The organism is Pseudomonas sp. PDM28 (genome assembly GCF_019219115.1).
Taxonomy (GTDB): Bacteria; Pseudomonadota; Gammaproteobacteria; order Pseudomonadales; family Pseudomonadaceae; genus Aquipseudomonas; species Aquipseudomonas laurylsulfatiphila.
Genome location: NZ_JAHUWG010000011.1, coordinates 232,996 through 251,641, shown reverse-complemented (window position 1 = coordinate 251,641; position 18,646 = coordinate 232,996). Strand labels below are relative to the sequence as shown.

Sequence of the window (18,646 nt, the reverse complement as noted above, 5' to 3'; positions counted from 1 at the left end):
CTGGAATGACTGTTAGCAAGGCCTACTATAGACTCGTAGGCCGCCGCAATTCCACTATTCGTCTCGACATGCGCCAGTGCGACCTCAATAAGCTCCGGGTCCCAGCCATGCTCATTCAAGATGGTGCTGGCCATCGAGCGCATGCCGTGGCTGACCAGTCGATCTTGGAAGCCCATACGTTTCAACGCCATGTTGGCGGTCTGGCTATTGGCGTGTGTGCGCGGATTTCTGTCTGCCGGAAAGACGTATTCGCGATGTCCGCTGTGAGACTTGAGTGACTCCAACAAGGCGACAGCGTGATCACTCAACGGGATGCTATGTGGGCGGCGCTTCTTCATCCGCTCCGCGGGGATAGTCCAAACACTCCTTTCAAAGTCGATGTCTGCCCAGCGAGTGGTCGCCGCCTCGGCGGGGCGAGTCATCGTGTGCAACTGCCATTCGATCAGGCAACGGGTGGTGCGTTTGATGCTGGCGTTCGCGATCTCCAGCATGAGCTCGGGGAGCTCTTCGGGCGGGAGCGCGGCCATATTTTCTTTCTTGGGCTTCTTGAAAACCGCTCGGATGCCGCTGAGTGGGTTGGCAAAGATCAGGCCTGAGTTCACTCCGTAGGTCATGATCTCGTTTAGCCGCTGGCTAAGACGCTTCACCGTTTCCAGGCTCCCTTTCGCTTCGATCGGACGAAGCAGTTCGATCACCATCGGCGCGGTGATTTTCGCGAGTGGCGTCGTCTTCAAGTCGGGAAGCACATGTAGCGTGAGCGACCGCCAAATGTCTTCAGCGTAGGCCGGCGTGACCGAGTCTTTCTTAAGCTCGAACTAGGCGGCCACGTTCTCGAAGGTGTGTTCCGTTTCTGTGCGCTTGGCTTCATTCAGCGTATTGCGCTGCACCTTCGGATCGATGCCCTGGGCGAGCAGCTCGCGCGCTTCGACTGCCTTCTTTCGTGCGTTCGCCAGTGACAGTTCGGGGTGGGTCCCGAAGCCGATGTTGATGCGCTTTTTGGTGAGCGGTTCGCGGTAGTTGAAATTCCACAGCAAGGAACCGTTGCTGCGGACTCGGAGCTGCAAACCGTCACCATCCGTGAGGACATAATCCTTGGACGCGGGTTTGACTCCCTTGAGCTGTCGATCGGAGAGGCGGAGGTTTTGAGCAGGCATGAGATTGTCCTCAAGCACTGATTCGGTATTCCAAAGATTAGCACCGGATGAGCTGGAATACCGTCTGGAATACCCGAACGGCTAGAACTCAAAAAATCTCAAAAGACCGAAAAAGCGCTGGAAGCCGCGTATTTACTGGGTCGCAGGCACAAAAAAAGACGTCCGTGGACGTCTTTAGATGTGTATTTGGTGGGCCGGGGTCGTTTGAACTTGACTGAAAAATCCCCGTAATCATTGGGTTTGTCCGACTTAAATTTTTAAAGGGATACAGCAGGGGATACAGCGCGGTGAAGCTTGGCTCTTCTCAAGAGAATATTAATTGCCCACCTGCAAGTTTTTCTCGATGGCGTGCCCCTGTCGAACCAATGACAAATTAATGGATCGTCCCTTCCTTTCAGAGGCCATGCGGGTGAAACCCTCTTGATTGGAAACTCTTTCCCCATCTATCGCTATGATCATGTCGCCGGGTAGGACATCCGCTTTGTAAGCCGGACTGTCATCGACGATATTAGTGACTACTACGCCTTGATTCGTTTGTAATTGCTGACGCTCGGCGTCGTTCAGGTTGCGAACGAATGCGCCAATTCGGAACCGACCTTTCACAAAGTAAATTGCGCCGTAATCAGATCGGTTGACTGTGACGGGGATATACGTCGTGTTGCTCCCGTAGGTCGTGGTGGTGGCGTTACCGTAGGCCGAAACTGGTCCACCTGGACCGTACGCGGTGGCATTAGCGGTGGTGTACGAAGTGTTTGTCGTTGGCGTCGTGAATGGCACGCTTGAGGTAACCGATCCCGTGTATTGCGGTACAAAAACTAGAACCAAATCTGCCCCGACGGCCTGCCCCTGCTCGATTGCGTCATCATCTGAGACGCTTTCACCGCTGTTGAAACTCGATTCACCAATAATCAAATAACCGCGCTTTGCATACCCTGCCAGGAGCTGATCTGTGTTTCCAAATGCTGATCGTTCAACTGCGGGTGTCTGCGGCGCGGCTGATGCGCGAGTGGACGCGATAGCTTCCGGGGTTGCGCCAGGAGTGGGGGTATAGAATTGTTTGTAGCCACTGGCACACCCCGCGATGCTGAGCGATGCACTTATCGCCACCAGCAAATGCATGAACTTTTTTTTCATACGTCCTTCCCTTGGCCTGAAAACGTTGCGCTATTTGCAAGGGAGTATGGCGTAACGCCGCTATAAGACCTAGTTCTACAGACGAGCTTTCTACTCGTGAGAGTTGGGGGAGGGTTCGATGCGTGACGAGCACCAGTTCGAATTGCTGACGGGGCAGGAAATCGGCGGGGACCCTGAGGTTTTCTTAGTAACACGGGGTCGGAAACCCGCGGGATTCTGTTAGCGACAGGTAGCCCACCTTATTGAAATTTCAACGTTGAAATTGAAGGAATCTTTCCAAGAAAGGGGCATTGTTATCGTTTTGGTAAAGATGCCCAGCAGTGTTGCTGATAACGCACAGGGGGGGCGGCAACCGTGTCAACCAACCTCAAAATCCAGCAGCTAACACCGTCACGCGGGTTTCCGACCTGCGTACTTACCGAACATCCCCAAGGTCCCAGGCGATGCCGGTCCTCCCGTTGTTGGCAGACGTCACCATCTAAGCTTCCTAGCATACTGCGAGAGCGTTCGAATTCTGCATTAGTCGAAACCAAGCCAGTATCTCCTTCGCTGGCGGTGCAATCACCTATGGGGAGTGGGGACTCGAAAAGACGTGTTACTGGTGTTGCAAGTGTTGCGATGAGCTTAACATATTGAATTTATTGAATTTTTTCATGTTTCACATCGTTCGTCTTTCACTTGCATTGGGTGATACAAGCCAAATTGGTGTTGCAGCAGCGTTTAAAAATTTGGGTAAGCCGTGGGGCGTAATCGGACAAAAAACGGACGCGCAGGCGAAGTCCGTTGATGACCCAAAGCGGCCCGTCAAACGCGCCTACCAAATCGGCAGCGATTCAGTGTTCTATGAGATAAAACATTGTTTGAACAAAACCTATGCAAGTAATACCCTGCGAGCAAAGCCTGGAAAATGTACTTACATTTGAAAGAGCAACTAACTTGTCCAAAAGGAGAGAGGGATGGACGGTAGCAGGGTGCATTATGATGCAGTGCGGCGGGCGTTGGAAAACGGAAATGCTGCGATAATGGTTGGAGCTGGATTCAGTAGGAATGCTGAGAATGGCGACCAGTTGGCTACATGGTACGAAGTGGCCCAAGAATTATGGCGAGAGCTTAATCCCGACAAAGGTGAGCTTAAAGAGTTTTCCACCAGTATGGTGGCTCAATTGGGCGAGCAATATGCAAGAGTGTTTTCTAAACCGGCTCTTGAGGAATTGTTAAAGCGTCTTATCCCGGATGATAGAGTTAGTCCGGGAGTTTTACATAAAAAGCTTCTAACGCTTCAGTGGTGTGAAGTATTTACAACTAATTATGATACCTTGCTTGAACGTGCTGCTGAAAATATTGTAGATCACGCCCATTATGTAGTCACCTGTAGAGAAGATATCCCTCAGTCAAAAATGTTGAACCGTCGACGAATCGTCAAGCTTCATGGTTCGTTTCCATCACAACGCCCTTTTATATTTACCGAAGAGGATTATCGGCGTTATCCCGACCAATCTGCTCCATTTGTTAATCTAGTACGTCAATCAATATTGGAAAATATTTTTTGCTTGATTGGGTTCTCAGGTGATGATCCGAATTTTTTACATTGGGTTGGTTGGGTAAGAGACGTACTCGATCAGCACGCTTTACCTATTTATCTTTTTGTGGGAAGCGCTCCAACTCTAGGACAACAGAGGTTGCTAGAAGCGCGCCGGGTTACTCCTGTGGTACTTCCTATGTTGGACGGGGTAGAAGAATCAGACTACGCAGCCCGATACGGTGAACTTCTACGGATATTGAAGGAACCGCTTAATGCGGACCAAAAATCTTGGGGTGAATTCACAAGCTATGTGACTCCCCCTACCGGTTCCTCAGTAACAAATGACGAAAAGCTGGACTACGTATTGCGCAGCTATTTTGGTCTGCGGAAGGCACGAAGTAGTTATCCAGCGTGGTTCGTTGCGCCAAGAGATGTCAGGCGGAAATTTTCTTCAACTGTCTCTCGCATTGATAGGTATCTTTATTCTAAGGAGCTCCAAGATCATATAGTTAAAATTATTCCGCATGTTGGTGTGGCCATAATGGCGGATTATGCGTGGCATAATGAAGTGCTGTTGCAATGCTTTGATGATGGGTTGGCTGAATTTTCTATCAGGCTTTTATTGGTAACTGAAGGCACGAGCTATCAAGAGTCAATCGCAGAACATAATAATCTAAGCGAGTTTTCCGTAAAGTCGCAATCTACCTTTGATGAGAAGTGGAAAGAAGTCGCTGTGAGCTTGGTGCGCTGGGCCAGGCAGGAACTGAGGATGGGTGAGTATGAAAGTTTGTGTAAGCAACTTTTATCTAAGTTCCCTAGTGATTTGCATCTGAAAGATGAAATAATCTATGAAGACGTGCTGTTAGCTCTTTATAAGGGGGATCGCGATGTAGCTAAGGGTATCCTTATGGGTTGGGAGATTAGATCTCCTGATGGCTATATGTATGTTCGTAAAGGGATGTTGCTTGGCGAGGTTGGGGATGTATCAGTCGGACTATCAACTAGCCTGGCCGGTCTAAAGAAAATAAGAAAAAATCAGCGGTCCAGAACGAGTTCAGTGCACTATCTTTCTCAGGAAGCATGGGCTTGCTTAGCTATCAGCTATTTGCAGAAAACTTTAACGTGGTCTATGAGTTTTCGGGGGGGAGAGCGCGAGCTTGAGTTTGAAATTACCCCTGACGAGTTAAATCAGCGATTGGCAGATTTAGCAGCAATTGATCATGATGTTGTCCAAGAGCTTCAGTTGCTAATTGCTGATCTGAATGCGGAGACCCCTTCGCCATCGCAGCCTATTAGTCGCACTCCTTTATTTGAGCTGGGTAATTACTCAACGACTAGACGTATTGGAATGGCTAGTACGTTTGATAAGAAAATTGATGCGGCGTTTGCGTGGCTTTCGTTAAGTGATCGTGTTTCCATAGTTCCTCGTGTAGGGGATACCACTTTCGATATAAGTTCGTTTAGCCAAGCTGCTTGGTGGGTGCAGTATGTTGACTCGATGGAGCGAGTATTAAGTGTGATGATTCGTACCTTGAACAAGAAAATGCTTGAGCCAAGATCGGATGGTCAGCTTTTACACTCAGCGGGATGGCTATCTCGATACCAAGTTGCGAGGGTTAAAGAAAGTCTTGCGAACTCGATTTGTGAGCAATCTTTGAGTTTGGTTGAACGGTTTTTTGAAAATGCAGTTGATGATGCGGATGAGTTAACTAGGGTTGCAGTTTTTCATCTTGAACTGGTCGGGCGGCTTGTTATTCGGTTGGTTGATTCAGAGGCAGTTTATTTGTTTGGCGAACGCATCGTAGCGCTACATCATAGCAAGGTTATCGGCCGGCATAGTGACGTTTGGGAGAGTCTGGCAGTATGTATGGCTAGATGTTTTGAGAATTTGAATTCGGTTGATAGACGAAAGCTAGCAAGGTCTATTGCGACGATTCCTTCCGTGAGTCGTGATCAATCGATAAGGAGTCTCTATCGCAATAGTTGGGTCATGTTTCATAATATTAAAAAGCGCGCTGATGATCTGGAAGTAGATTGTGTTTCAACCGAAATTAGAAAAGATATCGATGAGCTGATTTTAGTTTTGAAGGAAGTTAATGTAGACGGGGCTGGTCCATTTTCAGTTTTGGCTGGTGTATGGCGGAGGCTGTTTTGGTTGAGAAATTGGGGGTTTGTAAGTGAGCTGCAAAATCAAGAGGTTTATGCGATTTTAAGCAGTAAAGAAGATTGGCCAGTTATACCAGGACACCATTTTTGGGCACCTTTGGTGTGGATGCCTAACTTGAAAAAAGCTGGAGATATTTTCTTCAGGAAGTGGTTGTTGAAACAGAAAATTAAAACATTCAGAGTTATTCCAAAGGACGACAAAATTAAGTCGGATGGTCGTTATTCTTGGCAAATAGGTGCGGATGATGATTTTTTTGTAAACGTTTCTGCTTCAATGGAAAGGTCGAGTTGGCCCAAAAGAGACTTTGTAAAGTGTCTTCTCGTCGTAAAGGCATGGTGGGATGATGAATGGTTTTTAATTGTTAAGAATATTGAGAAAATTGACGAACTTGTAGAGATGGCGGCTGGGCGTCTTGTTAGTTTGGATGTAATTGTTTCTAGGTTTATTGATGCTCATGGCTACGATTGTTTTTATAACTCCGAGGTTTTTACTTGGGTGTCTACTGTGCGGGCGGAGTCTTCAGTAGTTGGCGTTGAATTTTTACGCACTAGAATTGCTACGAGTTTTAGTCAGTCAAAAAATGACGATTTGTATGAGGTGGAGAAGGAGTTAATAGCTAGTCTGCTTTGTGCTAATGTATCTCGTGCCAATAAAGCATTGACGGTAATTTGGTATTGGATTAAACATTCCAAATCCTCAAGGCTTCCTCCGCCTGTGGCACTGGTCTCAACGATTATTGCTATTATTTCAACTCGTCGTATGCCTGTTCTTTTTAGGGCGATGGATTTAATGGCGTATTTGCTGACGCGTCACCAAAGTTGGCTTTGCGATAGCTCATACACCATGCTCGCTAATGGTTTAAATATGATGCTTGGGGAGCTCAGATATGAGAGTCGACCAGATGGTACAGGAATACCTGACGAGGTTGTTCCTGAGTTGCGACTTGGATGCATAAGACTAGCTAAAGCTTTAGAGGCTACTAATCATCATGAAATAAGTGACGTTGTTGGTTTGTGGGTAGGTCAAGCTTGTTCTGATCCTCTTCCTGAGCTTAGATATTTTAATGGATAAATAAGCCGGTGAAATTTGAATCTATAGCGGTCTCAATTTTTCAATGAGTTTGATACCTATAATTTATCGGGTTTGTCAGGGGTTGTATTTGTTGGCGTTGTGGAGTGAAGTGATGTTCAAAATACTACTGTCAACGCGTCGGAGGCTTTATTTTTCAGGTGTCTACTTGACGGAGGAGCCTACTCGATGAACATGCCAAAGCTAAACGATCGACTTAAGAAGGCTTACGCAGCAAATGTGTTGCGTTTGCATCAGGTCAACGTCCGATTCGACCACTGGCGGCTGCGGCATGGATTGAAACTCACAACACTTGTTCTGCTGACCGCAGTGCTTTTTAGTGTGTTCTCGATGCCGTTCCTACAGCACGTGGCCGGAGATTATTTCAGTCGTCAAGAGAGTTTGGCCGCACTTAGGGCCCTCCTTGGCGGCACAGGGGCGGCGCTAATCGGAGCCGCAGCTATCGCGTTCTCGCTCGTCGTTTTTGCTATGCAGATCAATGTCGAGCGCATGCCGCATGGCTTGTTCAGGCAGCTAAGCTCTGACAAAAGGTTGCTTAGCTCGTTTCTCGGATCGCTATTGACGGCAATAGTTGTCGCTGGGACATCGCTGATTCCAGACGGAAGCTGGGGCATCCCTGCAATCGTTACGGCGATTTGGGGAATCGCCACGATCATGCTGCTGTTTCTTTATGCATACCGGCGAGCACTCCAGCTCATCAATCCGATCGAGCAACTCGCCATCCTGTCAAAGGTGGTTCGACGGGACTTGCAGCGATGGAACCGGTTAGCAGACAAAGCCGCCATTCTTTTAAGGGAGGCGCCGCAGCCAGGCACAGTTGACGATGACACAGAACTTCATTTCAACGCCCCCAAAAACAAGTTCTACCAAGTCAACGCACACTGGAGCACATCTGCTGGGCAAGCGATCCACTACGCCATTTCTTATGCAAAGCGATTCGCGGAACAGGGCGATTACGAGGTCACGGATTATGCCTTCATGCGCATTACGTTGATCAATGCCGCCTATTGTGAGGCGAAGCGCGGTACCTTCGTCGGAACCAACCCCTTCTTCGATATGCCAGGTACCACAGATGGCCTCATTAACACCTCGCTAGAACAGCTTCGGCAAACGATGCAAGCTGCGTTGGCGAAGGGTGACGAACGATTGGCTGCGAGCACGCTGCGTGCTATCGGGGGACTCTATGGGGTGTATCTGGAGATAGAGTATCCGGGGCGCGACCGAAACAAGCATCACGCGCTACTTGCATCCGGATACATGGGATCGGCTGTTGAGTCCGTCATTTCGCACAACATGCCTGACCTCATGATGGAGGGTATTCGGCTGATGGGACACGCGTCGAGAGTTGCACTAGACCATACCTCCCCGACCGAAATTGTCAGCGTGGTACAGAAGATCGCCACCCTTTCCTATGTCGGCGTACTCAAGACAAGCCATCAGCCCGTCACGTTGACCGCATTCGAGCAGCTTGCAGACGTCACCTACGACCTTCTGGTAAAGGGGAAGCACGATCTCGGTTTCGTCGTCCAACAACTGCGTTCGGCTGTAACCGATGCAGCCAAAGGGTTTCTGGAGACGCACGACACGCCGCTAGGTTCTATACACCGCACTACGCTCGGTCCGTACTTTTCTAGCACCAGCGTTTCTTCACTTAAGGGAAGGCTCACATCGCTAGTCAACCAGCTGTTGGAGGCGTCTGCGGACAACCCGCGTGCCAGCGCGATTATCGAAAATATTGAGACTTGGGCAGACCAGCTCTATATTTCGGGGAAGGAACTTCTCCTGCTTGCCGTGCAGAAACGATCCTCCTTTACCTTCGATGCCATCAGTTGGGTTGTTGGAATTTCTGAATTACTGAATGCACTATCGAACGCGCCTGCCTGTACGGAACATCTGAGGGACGACCTAAGGAGGCACGCCGTCTGGCTTGTTTCGACGTTGTCATGGCTCCCGGACGACAGGGAGTCCGTGACTTTTGCCGAGAACTATTCCCTTACTGAGAGCATTTTTGCAGCAGCTTCGGACGGATATCGGCGGGACTGCTTGGAATTCTATGAGAGCTGCAAAGGGCTCCTGATAGCATGGGCGAAAAAGGGTGGAAGAAACGAAACCGGTTGGGGGATTCTGGACACGTCGGTCAAATCGCTGGTCGCCCTAGCGATTGACGAAGGGACCCAGGAAGCCGTGGCTGCGCTCAAGACACAACTTCGGGAGATGCTCGCCAGCGAAGGAGCGCCTTCCGCGGAAGTGCGTGCCCGCGCCGCAGCTAACCTGGCGAGAAGCGCCAACGAATTAAGGCATATTGACGCTTTTGATTCAGTCGATCGCACTCTGGCGCAGCAAGACCATTTTACAGTGCGTGCGTTGCTGCTTGAGGTGGCAGGCATTCTTGCTGCCGAACCGCAGTTACATTAACGTCCGGACGACAGCACCCCTAACTAGCAAAGTTCGGGTCAACGTGCACCTTCGAACTGTCGCTTCTGGCTTGAAGCTGCCTGCCGAATTTGAATGCAACGGAAGCTTTCGCGAGCTTCCGATTATCCTCATCACCGTTGTTTCAGCTTATGCTCGATTAGCCCCATTTCTGCCTTGATCGCAGTGATGGTGAGCCGCTGCATCACTGTGTTTTTTCCGACGTTGGTATCTACGATCTGGAGCAGAGCGGTCAGGTGCGCTTTTCTCGCTTTAAGCGTTTCGGATATGGATGAGCTGTTTTGTGTCGCTGTGTTCATGGCTTCGATCCTTGGAGTGATTTAAACAGCCCGCGAAAGCAGGCTGTTTCAGGGTAAATCAACAGTTACATCGAGAGCAGGTCCTGCAGGCGATGTTGGCTCCCACGGTCTGCTAGGTCACCCCATTTCCAACTTCCAAAGTTTTCACCTTGTTGAGGAATGTCGAGCTTAAACAGCGAAATCGGATCCCGGTTGATCATGCGGGAGGCCGCATAGAGCTTGCCGCCTACGTCGAGTAGCGCCTGGGCCGCTTCATTCCACTGTTGTTCCAAAACGTCATGTGCGAGGTGTAAGGCGTTTTTCTCTATCCTCTGGTGCTCTTCCTGAGCCTCGGTGATGTGTCTGTCAACGGAGACCAGCTCCTGCTCCAGGGCGGTAATGATCAGTTGCTGACGACGATATTGTTCGGTCGCAATAGTGAGGTTTTTTGCCGCTTTCTGAGCGTCGCTACTAGCCGTTTTTTCGCCTTCTACGTCGCCCCATGCCACAGCCTGTGCGTATGCGGTGGCCGCGAGGGTCTCCGCTTGTCGCGCGCTAGCTATTTCCTCCTGCGCTTGCTGACGAACTTCCTCCAGACGAGTGCTGAGGCTTTGTCGTTTTGTATTGAGTTCGATCTCATCCGCAGCCCAGTTCGCCATGTCGGAGATGAAGTCCGCCATGAGAGTGTCGCGATTAGCAAAGTTTTCACGGCGGTGAATTTTCGGGTTCAGCCGGTAGAGTTCCATATCCAGTGAATCAATCTTTCTTTTTCGCTCGTTGTACTGGTCGCGCACTTCGCGTTCCCGGCCCTGCTCGATCGTTTCGGGGCTCTCCAGTGCCGCTTCATAGGGGAGCAGTGCGGCTTGGAGACTTTCCATTTCACTGGTCAGTTGGTCGCGGCGATCTTTCATTGCTTGGATTTCGTTCATTTGTCTTGTCTCTCTGTGATTCGATAGTGGGATGGTTGAGCGGCTGGCGAGACCGGAGATGAGCCGGCGCTACCTCGAACATTTGGGCGGTGCTAGGCCGCCTGAGCCTCGCTCTCATCTGTTCCCGGAATCGTCTTCACCACATAGCAACGCTGGGTGCCCATCCCTGGTAATCGGACGGAGCAGGAGGCTTTGCCGTTGGGACCTGGTTCCAGAACGCCACGACGAATCAGTTCCTTGTTCACGGCATTGATGTTCATGCCTTTGAACACCTCGGAGCGCCATGACTCGGGCAGCACGTAGTAGGTGTTGGTGGTGTGCAAGGCGTCACCCAAGCCGTGCTCCAATGTCTTGCGAAAGCCCAATCGGTCGATGGTGCGGGGGCCGTGCTCATCGATCTTCGCGGCCGCCGACTCCCAGCGAGTGAAGCGGCTTTCACCGAAGCGCTCGATGACTTGGCGTAGCCGTGCCAGGATCGCATCACCTTCAAGATTTCCGGCACCGCCGCGCTCATTCATCCAGGCACTGAGGCACACCCGAGCAGCAGTGGTGGCCGTGCCATCGGGCCAGCCCGTTATGCCCATTGCGGTGGCCAGCTCGCCGGCTGCGGCAGCCAAGCCAAAGCGAGCGGCCGCGCGATGCGCCTGACCGCTGGCCGAGGCCGGTAGAGCGTTAGCGATAAAGCCCTCCAAGGTGTGGCGCAGGATCACCGACCAGCCATGCCGCTTGTCGGGCTCACAGAGCGCCGACAGGAAGGCAGTGAGCGGTGTACCGTAGTACTTGGCTACCCGTGCCTTGAGCGCATCGGAGAGGGCGGCGGCATCATCAAAACCATTCAGCGCGTCGAACATACCTAGGCCTTTGCTGGCGTCCGCTGGTACGGCGAGCATCCGCACTTCCATTCCGGCCTTCAGCTCCTTGTTTGCTTCGGCCATGTGCTGCGCCAAGGTCTTCTCACCGGTCGAAAGAAACAGCAAGCGCCACTCCTGGACCTGTCGGCCTGCTTGTCCTCGATCATTGGCGCGAGCCTTTCCGGTGCCATTGCCGAGCATGTATACCGTTTCGCCAATGATGCGCGGGTCGCACATGCCGATTTCATCCAGCACCAGAAGCCCGTCGGAGTGCGCAGCGGCGATGGATTCCAGTGCGTTATCCGTCGAGCGCCAGGAACGCACCAGACGCGGCCCGCCGTAGATTGAAGCGGCAACTTGCAGGTGGGTGGTCTTGCCGCCCGAGCTGTCGCCGTACAAGTGAAAGCCGCCTGACTCATGGCCGAGCAGGTGCAACAGCGGACCGGCAAACGCCACGCTGGCCACAAACGCCAAGCGGTGATTACCGATGCACAAGGCGCCGATTTGCTCTTGCCACTGCTCTAGGGTGCCGGCTTCGCTGATGGGGGGAAGCTGCGTGCCGGCCTCATAGAAGTGCAGGTGTTCGGCGTGCGAACCGACCTGCTGTTCGGGCAGCAGGAAGGCGCTGTCGTGCCAGCCCAAGCGAGTGACCAGTCGTGCACGCTGGGCGCTGTCGAAGCCGCCGAGATAACTCTGCAGATCGTTGCGGGCATTGCGGCCTGAGCGACTGCCGGCCAGACGCAGGCCCATGTCCACCAGTGGGCCGAGCACGTCCTTGCCGAAGTCGCCGGTCATGGTTCGTGCCGGGATGTTCCAGCGCTTTTTCGCACCGTCGGGATCGTCGAACTCGACCAGCAAACCCCAGTTGTGCCCCTGTGCATCACGGGTGCGAGCCAGGATCTCCAGTGGCGAACACACCGGGCGGGCCTCGCCATCGTCACCGGAATAAAACACGCCTTCAGGTGTGAGGCGGAAGCCGCCGGGCAGCAGATCGTTTTTGGGTTTCGCGGCACGCTTGGTCGTCGGTTTGGCCTGAGGTTCGGGTGGTTCGGTCGGTGCTTGCTCCGGCTCAACACCAAACAATTCACCGCTGTGTTCCAGCTCGGCAAAATGCGCAACCGTCCAACCTTTGGTCTGAGCATCGGCCGCGTCGTCGCCGTCATTCCATTGACCACCCTTGGTAAAGGTCGGTTGCCCGTTCTTGAGGGTGGGCCTGCGTTTGAAGACGTCCAGGGCGATCACGCGCACCGACGCGGCGCCGATCTGGTGCAGTTGTTTAGCGACGGCGTCCATGCAGCTTTTGCCACTGGCGTCGTTGTCTGGCCACAACACCACGGACCGACCTTTGAGCGGTGTGAGGTCAGCTTTGTGCCAGGAATTCGAGCCGTTCGGCCAGCACGTGGCCACGTAGTTGGGTAGTAGCTCCCCCGCGGCGTCGGCGGACTTTTCACCTTCGCACAGAATGATCGGAGCTTCTGCGCGTTGCGCCAGTTCATCCAGGCGGAGCAGAAGACGCGGCTCAGGTAGACCCTGCCAGCGCCATTGCTGCGTTTGACCCTCGGTACGCTGGCACCAGGTCAAGGGGGCAAACACCTTGCGTGGTTTGCCGTCTTCATCCGGGCCCAAATCGAAGCGATAGAGCGCCATGACCGGTTGGCCCTGAGCGTTGCGATACATCCAGACTTTGGTCGGTGCGCCGTGTTGCCGATGTGTGGCCGGGCACTTGTTCATGGCCTCAGCCGGGATCGGCTGAATGGCAATCCATTCCGGAGTTTTGCTTTTGCTAGGGCTCGATTTCGATTGAACCGCGCCAGCGGTAACGTGCAGCAGATCCGCCAGCTTGTTGCAGGCTTCGACGTCGGTGCTGCCATCCAGATAGCGCACCAGATCGATCAGGTCGCCGCCTTTGTCGCTGGTCGCAAAATCCGCCCAGGTGCCTTTGCTCAAGTTGACCTTGAGCGAACCGGCGCGCTTGTCGGCGCGGGTTGGATTCGGAGCGGTGTATTCCTTGCCGCCATCCACGCGCTTGCCGTTCGGTAGGCAGTGAGCAAGCACACGATCAATGTTCTGCAACGCAACAGCTTTGACTTGAGCGAACGTGGGACGACGGGTGTTAGAAGTAGATGCAGTCATACGCCACCGCCCTGGGCCAATTGCAACCCGCTGGTGACGTCATCGATGATCGCCTTCGCCATCTCGCTCAAATAATGCGAAGCCCACACCATCGCATTATTGTCATTCTCCATACCGCTCAGGAAGGTGAGTTTGTTCACACAGTCCATGAGCAGAGAAGCTTGTTCGAGCGCTTCTTCGCAAGAGATACCGGCGTTGATACGAAACAGTGGCTGGTTCTGAGCATTGCTTTTGGCAAAGGTGGCGCCGCCAACGGTATTGATCAACATGGAAGGGGTCATTGGGCACCTCCGCTCATGACCTGCCGAGTGGAGTTGTCGGCGTGCAAGGCGAGGGTGCGGATCAGTCCCAGGGTCCCGCGAACGTCCCACAGGGCAGCCGCGATGACATGGTTGGCTAGACGGGGGCCGTCGCAGTCGAACTGATCTTCAAGAAGCAAAAGCACAGAGTTGGCTCGCTCCACAGCACAGGTAAGGGCATCAATCGGAATCCCCGCTTCGGCGCCGCTGTGCACGCAAAGCAGATCCTCAGGTAGGGCGAAACTCAGGGCGGAATTCATTGGGCACCGCCTGCGGCTTCGATAGCGCGGGCTTTGGCCATATGGGAATTGAAACGGGCGAGACGGGTAGCGAGACTGGAATTGGCGTGTAAAGCGGCGAGAGCCATTGCACGGTGTGCAGCGGCGCGAATTTTGGACGGATTGAGGGCGTGCATGGGGTGAAACTCCTATTGTTGAGGAGCTACCACCGTCCGCCGTCAAACGAATTAGGGTGGTAGCTGTGCGCAGGTTGACGGACCGGGACAATAGGAACCCGGCAGACCCGAAGGTCTCCCACGCACAGCCACCATAAAACAGGAGTGCGGGCACAAAAAAAGCGCCTGCAATCGTAATGGGGGCGCCTGTGCGCCTATTGTTGATCGGGCCGTCAAACCCGGTCGCTGAATTTGCAGCGACGGTCAGAGAGTAACGTCCGGGTTTCAAAAGTGCAACTGTGCCGAGATCTTGCGCATTTTTTCGATGCGGCATAAATTGTGCGGGCATGTAGATTTACCTCAACGCCTCCGGATCGCTCCCGGGGGCGTTTTCGTTAGTGCTGGGAAGTGACGGGGCGGACGAGGGTGAGCCATTGCAAGTGGCTGCCTTGGCCGGCGCGTTGCCGCATCTGCTGGAGCGCTTCGGGATTGCGCAGCAGGTTGGGAATCAGTTCGCGAGCGTCGCTGATCACCACGTCTGCGGGTGGCTGAACCGCTAGCAACGTCCACTCCAGGTTTTGCCACAGCACGATCAGCACATGTGCGCCGGCTGCAATCGCTTGATCACGGAGCGCAAGCAAGCGCTGGCGACCCTTGATCACTGCTGATGAAGGCATAGGCGTTTCAAGTACGCCGACGAGATCCAAGGCTTGATGGGGAAGAAAGGTCGGAGTCATGCCGCCTCCTGCGTGCTGGTGAACAGCGGTTGCGGCGTTTCACCTTTGAGCCAAGCAAGGATTTTGCTGTCCTCGACGCACCGTCGGCGGTGTTTTACCGCGAGCACATCGCGGCGCTGTGCTAGGCATTCGTCCACGTAGGCGGACAGGTCCGAGGTCAACTTCATTTCACGGTGAAGGCGTTCGCTTGCGGTTTTTTCCTCGGCAAGATCCTGCTCAGTGATGCGTTGCCATACCGTCGGATCGTTCGCGTAGCCGGCCGACTGGTCGACTAGCCAGTAAGTGACCCAGTCGTTCAAATCCAACGATTTCAGCGCGGCGCGACGACCTTGTTTCATCGCGAAATGACCCGAGCCGTGGATGCTGGAAAACTCCCTGCGTACCGCGTTTTTGCCGATCAGTCGAGGTAATTCCCATGGATTGGGTTTGAGCGGAAGGACCAAGCCATCCGGGTTGAAAAAGAAGGCTTCTTGTTCTTCCCCGTTCCAGCTCACACCCGCAATGGTGCGGTGCCGCCAATTGATTGCATCAGGTTGATAGAGACGAAATCCGACGCTATAGGAGTCGAGAAAGGGGCCTTTGAATGGGCAGTAGTTGCGCGTCATGCGGCCACCTGATCACGTGCTTCAATACGGCTTTTGACCCAGCTCTGAACTTCAGAAAAAACCCAGGCAACTGGCGCGCCACGTGCGGTGCTGTTGCTCAGTTTGACCGGCTGTGGGAAACCACTGTCGGGGCATTGCATAAGCTTGTAGATCGTCGAGCGCTTGAGCCCCGTAGCAATCTCAAGACGCGGCATGCGTATGAGGGTGGTGGCGGGATCAAAAGGAGTGATGAGGCTTGGGAAGGTGGGATCAAAAGGGGTGACGAGGTTTGGGAAGTTTGGATCGGGCTTGTGTGCGAAGTCACTTTTCATTGGTATTGCTCTCGATTGGTATGGACTGACGAGAGCAATGATCTAGGCGTTGAAATGCGGTGAGCAGTTCACTTCCACTTTGAAATTTTCGGTTTACAGCAAGTCATGCTTACTGAGGATGGCATCTACCTGTCTGCGGGTGAGAGCCCTATCAATTTCCGAAGGTAGCCAAGTGGGTCTCTGTTTTGGGGGGAGGGCTATTTGATCTTCTAGCCAGCGATGGACGTGTGTAGCCAAGTTTCGACGTGGAAGTCCCTCGCCTCGAAGGTTGTTCGCTTGCTTCACAATGGCGGTGTCGCGGGCTGACATTTCTTCATTGCGATCCTTTCCGCTCAAGATGCCACCTTTGCGACGGATCGCGGTTTTGATGGCTGCGGAAGCAAGCTCAGTAATGTCGTTGTCGTAAAGGGAAATCAGTGAGGTGACCACTTCCAAGTGAGCGACATAGCTTTCTAACGCTACGACGCGGCCATCAGGATTGATTTCAGTCGAGACAGCTTGGCAAAACTCCTCCCAAGGTAGCTCCAATATTCGCCAGTTCTTCGAAACGACGTCCTGTTCGCTCGCCTGCATCCAATCGCTGAGAGATTCAATCGCCTTTACTGCGCAAGCCATCGCGTAGGCGGCATAAGCCTCTTCATCGGACGCTGATTCACAGCATGTGAAGTGGCGAATCCAGTCAGCTAGGCGCGATGATCGAGGAGTATCCGCATACTGGAAGATTGACTCTTCCTGCCTGACGGCCTCAAGACAGAGCGAATTAAGATAACTGCTTTCGTTGGCTTGAATGCGAAACGCGCATTGGTCGAGTAAACGGCACGCATCCAGTATTTGCTCGCCGCAATGCACATAGAGTGACTGGTTCGACAGGTGCTCGATAAGTCTGGCCGTCGGCTTTACGCCCAAGGCGAGATCAATGCCTTCTATGAGTTCCAAGCGCCCATTCCTTTACCGAAACGTAGCCAACCATCCCCGCGCCCTATGTTATTGAGGCACAGCCAGCGCGCCGAGCTTGTTCGCACGCGTCGAAAATGGCCAGCCAGCAGTGGCAATGATGGGCTCTCGGTGTAACACCCAGGCGTAGCGTTACACGACGTGTACGCCACCGTTCGCAAGCGTGTTACAGGCGTGAAGTTCAATATATTCAGGGGTTTGGTGATGCCCGTTACACCCGTAACACGCGTAACACCGCTTTTGGAGGGGGGATGGATAAGCGAACTCATATCTACTTCCCAAACTGCCCATGAATGACATTTCCATACTCAAGGCGATCGAGGTAGTCGGCATACCATTGCATCATCGTTGTTCTTTGCTTGAGATAGATCGCCTTGTTGTAAACACCAGCAACTCCGTCTTTGACGTGTGAAAGCTGAGCTTCTACATGGTTTTCCTCGAAGCCGTTTTCGTTCAGTGTAGTGCTGGCGATGTGGCGGAAACCGTGACCTGTTTGCCGACCCTCGTAACCTAGACGTCGCAGAGCCATCAGAAATACTGTGTTGCTGCGTGGTTTTGTACGGTCATTACGTCCTGGGAAAAGTAGTGGGTAGGCACCGCTCAACGTGTGTAATTCCTTGAGCGCCTCGATAGCTTGTCGGGAAAGTGGGACTAGATGTTCCCTGCGTTTCTTCATGCGTTCTGCAGGGATCGTCCATAACTTTTTATCGAGGTCGAATTCAATCCATTTTGCTTCGCGTAGCTCTGAGGGGCGAGCCGCCACAAGAGCAAGAAGACGTAAACCCAAACGAACGTCCTTTGCATGCGGATATGAGGTGATTGCACGAAGCAGTGAGGGTAATTCTTCGTTCGTTACGTGCGCGTAGTTTTCAGCTGCTCGGGTCTGTAAGAACTTATGCAGTCCTTCGAGTGGGTTATGCACCGCCCGCCCAGTGACGCGGGCCAAATCGTAGATTTCTTTGCAAAACCCACGTACCCGGCTCATTTGTTCCAAGATGCCTTTCTGTTCCATTCCTCGCAGAAAATCCATCCATTCGAGAGGAAGGATCTCGGTGTAGATGCGCTTGCCGAAAACTGGAAACACATGGAGCTCTAGAGCTCCGATGACTCTAACAGCTGTGCCTTCCTCCCAGTTCTTGCGGCGAGCTGTAAACCACTCTCGTGCCAGGGCTTCGAAGGTGTTGTTAGCTGCTTCGATTTCGGCGGTTTTTCGAACTTTCTTGGTCACAATAGGGTTTTTGCCCTCAGCAGCATCACTGCGGAGTTCAGTCGCCTTTTTTCTTGCTAGAGAGCCCCCCACTTCAGGGTATCCCCCGAGCCCCAGCCAGCTCCATTTACCTGCAGGAGTTTTGTAGCGCAACTGCCAGGATTTTTGGCCATCAGGCTTCACGCGGAAATACAGGCCGTTGCCATCATGCTCTCGATACTCTTTGGCGTCAGGCTCCAAGCCGAGCAGCGTGGTATCAGAGAGGGGGCGACGCTTGATATCGGCACGCTTCATTCGATGTGTATCCCTTCAGTTCAAATCTAGTACGAGGATACACAAGGGGATACATGGCGTGAAGATATAGGGGTGGACAGGAGTGGATAGCCAGAAACAAGAAAGCCCGCACGGGGCGGGCTTCTTGGGGTGTTTCGTAGACTGTCTAAGACAGG

General features: G+C 52.9%; 14 protein-coding genes and 1 pseudogene. 3 read left to right on the top strand and 12 right to left on the bottom strand.

What is annotated here, in order from left to right; translation table 11 throughout:
* Positions 1-35 precede the first annotated feature (35 nt).
* Both KW841_RS24890 and KW841_RS24885 read right to left on the bottom strand, forming a co-directional pair.
* A pseudogene (locus tag KW841_RS24890) lies at positions 36-1,154 on the bottom strand (tyrosine-type recombinase/integrase); the annotation flags it as partial.
* Between the two features lie 315 nt (positions 1,155-1,469).
* Positions 1,470-2,288 carry a PDZ domain-containing protein gene (locus tag KW841_RS24885; RefSeq protein WP_218480153.1) on the bottom strand — a complete coding sequence of 273 codons (819 nt, stop codon included), beginning with the start codon at positions 2,286-2,288 and terminating at the stop codon, positions 1,470-1,472.
* A 653-nt stretch (positions 2,289-2,941) separates the two neighbouring features.
* On the opposite strand from KW841_RS24885, the gene KW841_RS24880 reads away from it, so the two are divergent.
* The 3 genes from KW841_RS24880 to KW841_RS24870 all read left to right on the top strand — a co-directional run bounded on the left by KW841_RS24880 (position 2,942) and on the right by KW841_RS24870 (position 9,481).
* On the top strand, positions 2,942-3,211 hold the full coding sequence (locus KW841_RS24880) for a hypothetical protein (protein ID WP_218480152.1): 270 nt from the start codon (positions 2,942-2,944) through the stop codon (positions 3,209-3,211).
* A gap of 33 nt (positions 3,212-3,244) precedes the next feature.
* Complete coding sequence (locus KW841_RS24875; RefSeq protein ID WP_218480151.1) at positions 3,245-7,048, top strand: SIR2 family protein; 3,804 nt, start codon at positions 3,245-3,247, stop codon at positions 7,046-7,048.
* Between the two features lie 186 nt (positions 7,049-7,234).
* Positions 7,235-9,481 (top strand): hypothetical protein, encoded by a 2,247-nt coding sequence (locus tag KW841_RS24870; protein ID WP_218480150.1) that lies wholly within the window; start codon positions 7,235-7,237, stop codon positions 9,479-9,481.
* Positions 9,482-9,612: 131 nt separating this feature from the next.
* Here the strand turns inward: KW841_RS24870 and KW841_RS24865 are convergent, their stop codons facing one another.
* The 10 genes from KW841_RS24865 to KW841_RS24820 all read right to left on the bottom strand — a co-directional run bounded on the left by KW841_RS24865 (position 9,613) and on the right by KW841_RS24820 (position 18,491).
* The gene (locus KW841_RS24865) at positions 9,613-9,798 is read right to left on the bottom strand and encodes a hypothetical protein (protein ID WP_218480149.1); all 186 of its coding nucleotides are present in this window, start codon (positions 9,796-9,798) and stop codon (positions 9,613-9,615) included.
* Between the two features lie 65 nt (positions 9,799-9,863).
* Positions 9,864-10,706 (bottom strand): chromosome segregation protein SMC, encoded by an 843-nt coding sequence (locus tag KW841_RS24860; protein WP_218480148.1) that lies wholly within the window; start codon positions 10,704-10,706, stop codon positions 9,864-9,866.
* A gap of 92 nt (positions 10,707-10,798) precedes the next feature.
* Positions 10,799-13,690, bottom strand: a complete 2,892-nt coding sequence (locus KW841_RS24855; RefSeq protein WP_218480147.1) for a DUF927 domain-containing protein — start codon at positions 13,688-13,690, stop codon at positions 10,799-10,801.
* Positions 13,687-13,971, bottom strand: coding sequence for a DUF3077 domain-containing protein (locus tag KW841_RS24850; protein ID WP_218480146.1), 285 nt, complete (start codon positions 13,969-13,971; stop codon positions 13,687-13,689). Before KW841_RS24850 ends, KW841_RS24855 begins: the two co-directional genes overlap by 4 nt.
* Positions 13,968-14,249 carry a hypothetical protein gene (locus KW841_RS24845; protein WP_218480145.1) on the bottom strand — a complete coding sequence of 94 codons (282 nt, stop codon included), beginning with the start codon at positions 14,247-14,249 and terminating at the stop codon, positions 13,968-13,970. The genes KW841_RS24850 and KW841_RS24845 overlap by 4 nt, the downstream gene beginning before the upstream one ends.
* Before the next feature lie 529 nt (positions 14,250-14,778).
* Complete coding sequence (locus tag KW841_RS24840) at positions 14,779-15,120, bottom strand: hypothetical protein (protein ID WP_218480144.1); 342 nt, start codon at positions 15,118-15,120, stop codon at positions 14,779-14,781.
* A complete protein-coding gene (locus tag KW841_RS24835; RefSeq protein ID WP_218480143.1) occupies positions 15,117-15,725 on the bottom strand; it encodes a hypothetical protein in 609 nt (202 codons plus the stop codon). The genes KW841_RS24840 and KW841_RS24835 overlap by 4 nt, the downstream gene beginning before the upstream one ends.
* The gene (locus tag KW841_RS24830; protein ID WP_218480142.1) at positions 15,722-16,036 is read right to left on the bottom strand and encodes an AlpA family transcriptional regulator; all 315 of its coding nucleotides are present in this window, start codon (positions 16,034-16,036) and stop codon (positions 15,722-15,724) included. Before KW841_RS24830 ends, KW841_RS24835 begins: the two co-directional genes overlap by 4 nt.
* Before the next feature lie 93 nt (positions 16,037-16,129).
* A complete protein-coding gene (locus KW841_RS24825; RefSeq protein ID WP_218480141.1) occupies positions 16,130-16,972 on the bottom strand; it encodes a hypothetical protein in 843 nt (280 codons plus the stop codon).
* 289 nt (positions 16,973-17,261) lie between these two features.
* A complete protein-coding gene (locus KW841_RS24820; protein WP_218480140.1) occupies positions 17,262-18,491 on the bottom strand; it encodes a tyrosine-type recombinase/integrase in 1,230 nt (409 codons plus the stop codon).
* Between the last annotated feature and the right edge of the window lie 155 nt (positions 18,492-18,646).

Excerpts from the sequence above, each read along its gene's own strand:
- KW841_RS24865 (WP_218480149.1), bottom strand. The coding sequence starts at position 9,798 with ATGAACACAGCGACACAAAACAGCTCATCCATATCCGAAACGCTTAAA.
- KW841_RS24870 (WP_218480150.1), top strand. The coding sequence starts at position 7,235 with ATGAACATGCCAAAGCTAAACGATCGACTTAAGAAGGCTTACGCAGCA.
- KW841_RS24860 (WP_218480148.1), bottom strand. The coding sequence starts at position 10,706 with ATGAACGAAATCCAAGCAATGAAAGATCGCCGCGACCAACTGACCAGT.
- KW841_RS24885 (WP_218480153.1), bottom strand. The coding sequence starts at position 2,288 with ATGAAAAAAAAGTTCATGCATTTGCTGGTGGCGATAAGTGCATCGCTC.
- KW841_RS24855 (WP_218480147.1), bottom strand. The coding sequence starts at position 13,690 with ATGACTGCATCTACTTCTAACACCCGTCGTCCCACGTTCGCTCAAGTC.
- KW841_RS24880 (WP_218480152.1), top strand. The coding sequence starts at position 2,942 with ATGTTTCACATCGTTCGTCTTTCACTTGCATTGGGTGATACAAGCCAA.
- KW841_RS24835 (WP_218480143.1), bottom strand. The coding sequence starts at position 15,725 with ATGACGCGCAACTACTGCCCATTCAAAGGCCCCTTTCTCGACTCCTAT.
- KW841_RS24875 (WP_218480151.1), top strand. The coding sequence starts at position 3,245 with ATGGACGGTAGCAGGGTGCATTATGATGCAGTGCGGCGGGCGTTGGAA.
- KW841_RS24830 (WP_218480142.1), bottom strand. The coding sequence starts at position 16,036 with ATGAAAAGTGACTTCGCACACAAGCCCGATCCAAACTTCCCAAACCTC.
- KW841_RS24840 (WP_218480144.1), bottom strand. The coding sequence starts at position 15,120 with ATGACTCCGACCTTTCTTCCCCATCAAGCCTTGGATCTCGTCGGCGTA.
- KW841_RS24845 (WP_218480145.1), bottom strand. The coding sequence starts at position 14,249 with ATGAATTCCGCCCTGAGTTTCGCCCTACCTGAGGATCTGCTTTGCGTG.
- KW841_RS24850 (WP_218480146.1), bottom strand. The coding sequence starts at position 13,971 with ATGACCCCTTCCATGTTGATCAATACCGTTGGCGGCGCCACCTTTGCC.
- KW841_RS24820 (WP_218480140.1), bottom strand. The coding sequence starts at position 18,491 with ATGAAGCGTGCCGATATCAAGCGTCGCCCCCTCTCTGATACCACGCTG.